The following is a 6,622-nucleotide window of genomic DNA, read 5'->3' as shown; positions in this document are numbered from 1 at the left end:
GGGGCGAGCGGCTGCGCGCGGCGGCCGACGGCAGGCCCGCCACCTCCAGGGAGAACCTGAAGGCGGCCGAGGGCCTGCGCACCACGGGCACGCGCGCCCGGGACCGGCGGGGGTTCCTGACTCCGCCCTTCAACAACGCGGAGATGGCTCTGGGCCGGGGCCTGGCCGGGGCGGTGCACATGATGGAGGTGGAGGTCGACACCCTGCTGGGCCGGGTGCGGCCGCTGCGCTGCTGGGCGGGGATCGCCGCCGGGCGGATCTATGCCGACCGCCAGGCCCGCAACCAGGCGCACGGCGGGGTGGTCCAGGGCATCGGGTACGCGCTGTACGAGCAGCGGGTGACCGACCCGGCCACCGGCCGCACGCTCAGCGAGAACCTGGAGGACTACCGGCTGCCGGGGATCGGCGACACCCCGGAGATCGAGGTGTACTTCCACGAGGAGGGCTGGGAGCACGTGCCCGGCGGCGGTGTGGGCCTGGGCGAGGTCTCCACCGTCGGGGTGGCCGCCTCGGTGGCCAACGCGGTACGCGACGCCGTGGGCCGCCGCCCCCTCGACCTGCCCGTGCGCCCGGACCGACTGCTGGAGGGACTGCGCTGATGAGCATCGTGAGTACCGACGAGTTCGCCCGCCTCACCGAGGAGCTGCGCTCGGGCGCCGAGGCGCGGGCCGGGGGCACCGACACCATGGCGCGGCTGCGGGCCGGGCTGGACGCCGGGCCGTTCGCCGACCTGGGCGGTCTGGACGAGATGCGCGGGGTGGCCTGGGGGCCGGGCGGGGGCGCCCGCATCGGGGCGCTGACGACGATCGCCGAGATCGCCGCCGACCCGGTGCTGGGGGCGGCGTACCCGGCGCTGACCGCCACGGCGCGGTCGCTGGCCACGCCGCAGATCCGGCACGCGGCCACGCTGGGCGGGAACCTGCTGCAGCGCAACCGGTGCTGGTACTTCCGCAACCCGGCGTTCTCCTGCCACCAGGACGGCGGCGACTCGTGCCCGGCGCGGGCGGGCGACCACCGGGGCGGGGTCGTCTTCGACACCTCGCCGTGCGCGGCGCCGCACGCGTCGTCGCTGGCGGTGGCGCTGCTCGCCTACGGCGCTCGGGCGGAGACGGCCGACGGGCGCTCCGATCCGGTGCAGCGGCCGCTGCGGGAGCTGTACGACGCCGCCGACGGCACCCGCGACCACACGCTGGGGCCGGGCGAGGTGGTGGGAATGGTCGAGTTGCCGCCGCCCGAGCCCGGGGAGACGGCCGCCTACGTCAGGGCGACGGCGCGCTCGCGCGCGGAGTGGCCGCTGGTGGAGGCGGTGGCCCGGGTGGTGCGCGAGGACGGCGGCAGCGGCCGGGTGGCCCGGGTGGCGGTCGCGGCGGGGGCGGTGGCCCGCACCCCGATCCGCCTGGGCGAGGTGGAGGCGGCCCTTGAGGGGGCACCCGCCGACCCGTCCGAGGCGGTGAAGGCGGTGGAGGGGCTGCCGGGCCAGTGCTCGCCGCTTCCGGGCACCCGGTACAAGGCCGCGCTGCTGAGGGACACCGTGCGCGACGCGCTGGAGCGGGCGCTGGCATGAGGCGCGCCCCCGGTCCTTGCCCAGGCGAGGGCCGGGGGCGCTGTTGTCAGAGCCTTCCGCCCCGGACGGCGCCCAGGAACGGCGCCCATTCGGCCCAGCGAAGGAGAGGCGCCCCTAGAGGGGTGTTCTGCGAGTCTGTGACCTGAACGGTCACGGTCTCAGGCTGGGACTCACTCCGCGTTCGCCTCCGCCCGCACCCGCGCCCGGCCGCGTTCCTCGCGCTGTGGCACGAGCATGAGAAGCCCTCGCGGCTCTGGGGCGCCGACGCGCCGAGGCGCGGCCGCGTGAGCTCAGCCGTGAACGTCAGCCCCGCAGCGCGGCCCGGTGCGCCAGTTCCCGGCAGACGATGGCGAAGTCCATCCCCGCGGCCTCCACGGCCATCGGGAACAGGGACGTCTCCATCATCCCGGGGGCGACGTTGGCCTCCAGGAACACCACCCGGCCCGACTCCTCCACGATCATGTCCGTACGGGACAGGTCCCGCAGGCCCAGCGCGCTGTGCGCGGTCAGGGCCGCGTCCTTGGCGGCCTCGGCCACCGCCTCCTCCAGTCGCGCCGGGGCGAAGAACTCGGTGCGCCCGGCGGTGTAGCGGGCGGCGTAGTCGTAGACGCCGCCGTCGGGGACGATCTCCACCGGCGGCAGGGCGGTGGGCCCGTCGCCGGTGTCCACCACCGACACGGCCACCTCGGTACCCGCGACGCGCTCCTCCACCAGGGCGGTGTCGCCGTAGGCGAAGCAGTTCACCAGGGCCGAGGACAGCGCGTCGGCGCTGTCGACCGTGGCGGCGCCGAACGCCGACCCGCCCTGGTCGGGCTTGACGAACAGCGGCAGGCCCAGGGCGGCGGCGATGCGGTCGACCAGCTCGCGCGCGCCCAGGTCGCGGAAGGCCGCCTTGGGCAGCGCCACCCCGCGCGGCACCGCGACCCCGCGCGCCTCCACCAGCGCCTTGGCGACCGGCTTGGCGTAGGCGCGGCGGCAGGCGTCGGGGCGGGCGCCCACGTAGGGCACGCCGCTGACCTCCAGGACCTCGCGCACGACCCCGTCCTCGCCGGGGGCGCCGTGCAGCACCGGGAACACCGTCTGGGGCGGGTCGGAGGACAGGCGCCCCAGCAGGGCGGAGTCCACGTCGGCGGTCTGCACCTCGATGTCCAGGCGGCGCAGTGACTCGGCCACGCGGCGCCCGGAGCGGACGCTCACCTCGTGCTCGGGCGAGAGCCCTCCGGCCAGCACCAGCACCCGGTCCAGGTCGGCCACGGTCGCGTCCTCTTTCTGCTTCTTCTGCTCGTGCACTAGGGAAGGTCGGGGGTCGGGGCCTCGCCGCCGCCGTGCGGGGCCGAGGGGGCGGAGCCGAAGGTGTCGCGCAGCGACATCTCGTTCTCGATGACGCCCACCAGCCGCCGCACCCCTTCGCGGATCTGGCCCGGGGTCGGGTAGCAGAACGACAGCCGCATGTTGCGGTGCCCCTCGTCGGAGGCGAAGAAACCGGTGCCGGGCACGTAGGCGACCCGCTCGGAGACGGCGCGGGGCAGCATCGCCTTGGAGTCCAGCCCCTCGGGCAGGGTGAGCCAGACGAAGAAGCCGCCCTCGGGGCGGGTCCAGGAGGTCCCGGCGGGCATGAGCGCCTCCAGCGCCGCGAGCATGGCGTCGCGGCGCTCCCGGTACATCTCGTTGAACTCCTTGATCTGCTCCCGCCAGGGGTGCTCGGCCAGGTAGCGGCCGACCACCATCTGGTTGAAGGTGGAGTGGCTGAGCATGGCCGACTCGGCGGCCAGCACCAGCTTGGCGCGCACCGCCGAGGGCGCCAGGGCCCAGCCGATGCGGAAGCCCGGCGACAGGGTCTTGGAGAAGGAGCCCAGGTAGATGACGTTGTCGGGGGCGTCGGCGCGCAGGGCGCGCTCGGCCTCGCCCTCGTAGCGCAGCAGGCCGTAGGGGTTGTCCTCCAGGACGAGCAGGCCGTGCCGGTGGCAGATGTCCAGGACGCGGCGGCGGCGCCCGGCGGTCAGCGTCACCCCGGCCGGGTTCTGGAAGTTGGGGACGGTGTAGAAGAACTTGGCGCGGCGCCCTTCGGCGGCCAGCGCCTCCAGGTGCTCCTCCAGGGCCTCGGGGACCACGCCGAGGTCGTCCATGGCCACGTGTCGGATGTCGGCCTGGAAGGCGGCGAAGGTGTTGATGGCGGTGACGTAGGTGGGCGCCTCGGCCAGCACCACGTCGCCGGGGTCGACGAAGACCCGGGTGACCAGGTCCAGGGCCTGCTGGGAGCCGACGGTCACGATGACGTCGTCGGGGGCGGCGTCGATGCCCTCCAGCGCCATGACCTCGCAGATGCGCTCGCGCAGGTCGGGGTCGCCCTGGGCGGAGCCGTACTGCAGGGCGGTGGCGCCCTGCTCGGTGGCGACGCGGCGGACGATGTCGCCGACCTGGTCCAGCGGCAGCGCGCTCACGTTGGGCATGCCGCCGGCGAGGGAGACCACCTCGGGGCGGGAGGCGACGGCGAACAGGGCGCGCACCTCGGAGGCGACCATCCCCTGGGCTCGGGCGGCGTAGGAGCCGACGTAGGGGTCGATGCGCGAGCCCCGCCGGGGGCCCACCTGCCGTTGGGGATCATCCGAGGACACGATCCACCTCCGCGTGAGCGATCTTCGATCGGCCCAGTGTACGTGCGGTGCGCATGTGGACGGCCCGCGGGGGCCGGGGGACGACCCGGCGGGGCCGCCGGGGACCGCGGACGCGAGACCGCACCGGATACCTGATGGACGTGCAGGTCGCCGCGGCTCCGGAAGGCACCCCGCTGTGGCTCTCCGGAAGCCCTCCCTCTCCGCTGCACGGCCTGAGAGCCGCTCGGGTGTGCGCTGCGCTGCTCCGTCCGCAGGGGGGCAGGACGACCGCTCTCACCGACAAGGGGGACGTCGGCGCAGGCGGAGGCGTGGTCGCGCCGTTCAGGGGGCGCGCGGATGCGCGGCCCCGGCGAGCGGGCCGACACCGCGCCGAGGAACCGGCACGTCGAACCGGCACGTCCTGCGGAGGCTCCGAGACCGCCCTGGACGGCGGGCCCCGCAGAGGCCGCGCCCCGGCGCTTCCCGCGCCTGAGCCGCGCGCGACGAACCCGCCCGTCCGGGGCGGGACGCCGTCTCCGCCTGGTGCCCGGCCCTGGCCCGAGCGCGGCGGCGTGTCCCTGGACACCTCGGCTGCGCGGCAGTCTAATCGGAGGTCAGAGGGCTTTTCGACTGTGGAGGTGCGCCGTGGCCACCGACCGACCGGCGACGACGTTCGCCGATGACCCGCTCCTCGCGGCCGCCACCGCGCCGTGGCGGATCGCCGCCCCGGGTGACCGTGACCTGAACGCCGTCTTCGAGAGGGTCGGCCGGTGTCTGGGCCCATGGCCCCGCTCCTCCGAGATCCTGTTCCGGATCACCGGAGGCGACCGCGAGGACCGTTGGGCGGTCCACTGCGGGCCGGAGGGCAGCCGATCCTACGACGCGGCGCGGACGGACGTGGCAGCCGACCTGGAGCTGATCGTCGACGCGACCACCTGGTGGGAGATCGCCTGTGGCGGCCTCTCCCCGCTCGACGCCTTCGGGCGCGGCCGGATGCGCGTGATCGGCAGCCTCACCCTCGGACGCCACCTGGCCGAACGCCTCGGAGGAGCCGCCTCCGGCGAGGACCTGACCAGCCCTGACGAGAGGTCGTGACCGCGATGCCGAGCAAGGTCGGTGACGTTCAGTGCGTCAACGTCGGCGACGACTACGCCTTTACCCGGATCCGCCCCGCGGGCGAGCGCCCGGAGGCCCTCATCCTGTGGCTCAACCCCCAGGTGACCTCCACCGCCACGCGGATGCAGCACAGTATGTGGATCTCACTGCTGCGCACGGCGATGGCCCATGGCATGCAGGTCAGGGTGACCCACGGCGAGAACAGTGCTTTCGTGCAGTTGGTCGAACTGCGCGGACCCAGCTTCTGACACCCCGGCCGGGAGGCCGTCATGATCTCGATCCCCGACCGAGCGCAGTGGGACCGTGCGCGTGCCGCCCACCGCGCCGCCTCCGCCGACCTGTGGTCCTATCCCGGGGTGACGGGTGTCGCCGTGGGCGTGGAGCGCACCGGGGGCGAGCCGACCGGCCGGGCGGCGGTGGTCGTCTACGTCGCCCGCAAGCTCACGGCCCAGGACCTGGCCCCCGGCGACCTCCTTCCGGACGTCGTCGGTGATGTCCCGGTCGACGTCGTGGAGGCGGTCTTCGAGGCGCAGTCCGACGAGCACCGCGAGCGCCGCGCACCGATGCCGGGCGGCGTCAGCATCGGCCACCTCGACCCTCCGATCACCGGAACCCTGGGGTCACGCGTGTTCGATGACACGGCGGGCGCGGACATGATCCTGAGCAACTGGCATGTGCTCTGCGGCTCCGGCGACTGCGGCGGCGACATCGTGGTCCAGCCGGGCCCCGCCGATGACGGTGATGCCGACGACGCGGTGGCCCGGGTGCACCGGGCCCTGATCACCGACCGGGTGGATGCGGCGCTCGCCCGGCCCACGGGGGCCCGCGACCTCGTGCCCGAATTCTTCAACCTGGGGGTCTTCGGCGGGTTCGCGACCGCCGAGTTCGGCGCACCGGTGCGCAAGTCCGGCCGCACGACCGGGGTCACCGCCGGCACGGTCACCGGCGCCGGTGACTTTCTGGTGAACTACCACCCGTTCGTCCTCCTCTTCCGCGACCAGATCGTCATCGAGGGGGACGGTGCCCCCTTCTCCGCGGGAGGGGACTCGGGCAGTCTGGTCGTCGACTCCGCCGATCGCCTCGTGGGCCTCCTCTTCGCCGGTTCACCGGCCCATACCCTGGCCAACCCGATCGATGAGGTCCTCACCGCGTTCGGGATCACCGCCGACGCCGAGCTCCTCGCCGACCAGCTCCTGTGACTCCGCCCCGAATCCGGGAACGGCCGCGCACACCCCTGGGCCACCGCCCCCGGGCGGGCCCTGAACGCAGCGCCCGGTCGGCCCGCCAGGGGCCCACCGAACGGCACCGGCACACGAAGAACGGCGGCGGCCCGGGGGCTCCCCCAAGC

7 protein-coding genes are annotated in these 6,622 nt (G+C 74.6%); 5 read left to right on the top strand and 2 right to left on the bottom strand.

What is annotated here, in order from left to right; translation table 11 throughout:
• A partial coding sequence (locus D476_RS0124680; RefSeq protein WP_017626596.1) for a molybdopterin cofactor-binding domain-containing protein occupies nt 1-599 on the top strand: 599 nt, incomplete at its 5' end.
• Complete coding sequence (locus tag D476_RS0124675) at nt 599-1,564, top strand: FAD binding domain-containing protein (protein ID WP_017626595.1); 966 nt, start codon at nt 599-601, stop codon at nt 1,562-1,564. The genes D476_RS0124680 and D476_RS0124675, both read left to right, overlap by 1 nt.
• A 303-nt stretch (nt 1,565-1,867) precedes the next feature.
• Here the strand turns inward: D476_RS0124675 and D476_RS0124670 are convergent, their stop codons facing one another.
• Together D476_RS0124670 and D476_RS0124665 are read right to left on the bottom strand one after the other, a co-directional pair.
• A complete protein-coding gene (locus D476_RS0124670; RefSeq protein ID WP_026123827.1) occupies nt 1,868-2,818 on the bottom strand; it encodes a D-alanine--D-alanine ligase family protein in 951 nt (316 codons plus the stop codon).
• A 35-nt stretch (nt 2,819-2,853) separates the two neighbouring features.
• Nucleotides 2,854-4,086 (bottom strand): aminotransferase-like domain-containing protein, encoded by a 1,233-nt coding sequence (locus D476_RS0124665; RefSeq protein ID WP_040726977.1) that lies wholly within the window; start codon nt 4,084-4,086, stop codon nt 2,854-2,856.
• 717 nt (nt 4,087-4,803) lie between these two features.
• Here D476_RS0124665 and D476_RS0124660 point away from each other — a divergent pair.
• Genes D476_RS0124660 through D476_RS38060 form a run of 3 tightly spaced genes read left to right on the top strand, consistent with a single transcriptional unit; the run spans nt 4,804 to nt 6,473 of the window.
• Nucleotides 4,804-5,253 carry a hypothetical protein gene (locus D476_RS0124660; RefSeq protein ID WP_017626592.1) on the top strand — a complete coding sequence of 150 codons (450 nt, stop codon included), beginning with the start codon at nt 4,804-4,806 and terminating at the stop codon, nt 5,251-5,253.
• On the top strand, nt 5,250-5,522 hold the full coding sequence (locus D476_RS0124655) for a hypothetical protein (protein ID WP_017626591.1): 273 nt from the start codon (nt 5,250-5,252) through the stop codon (nt 5,520-5,522). The genes D476_RS0124660 and D476_RS0124655 overlap by 4 nt, the downstream gene beginning before the upstream one ends.
• 21 nt (nt 5,523-5,543) lie before the next feature.
• Entirely contained in the window at nt 5,544-6,473 is a 930-nt protein-coding gene (locus D476_RS38060; protein WP_017626590.1) for a hypothetical protein, read from the top strand.
• The last annotated feature ends 149 nt before the right edge of the window (nt 6,474-6,622 follow it).

The sequence above is a fragment of the Nocardiopsis chromatogenes YIM 90109 genome (assembly GCF_000341185.1).
GTDB lineage: Bacteria > Actinomycetota > Actinomycetes > Streptosporangiales > Streptosporangiaceae > Nocardiopsis_A > Nocardiopsis_A chromatogenes.
Note: the sequence above shows the minus strand (reverse complement) of the source record. Positions and strands in the feature narration are given on the sequence as shown.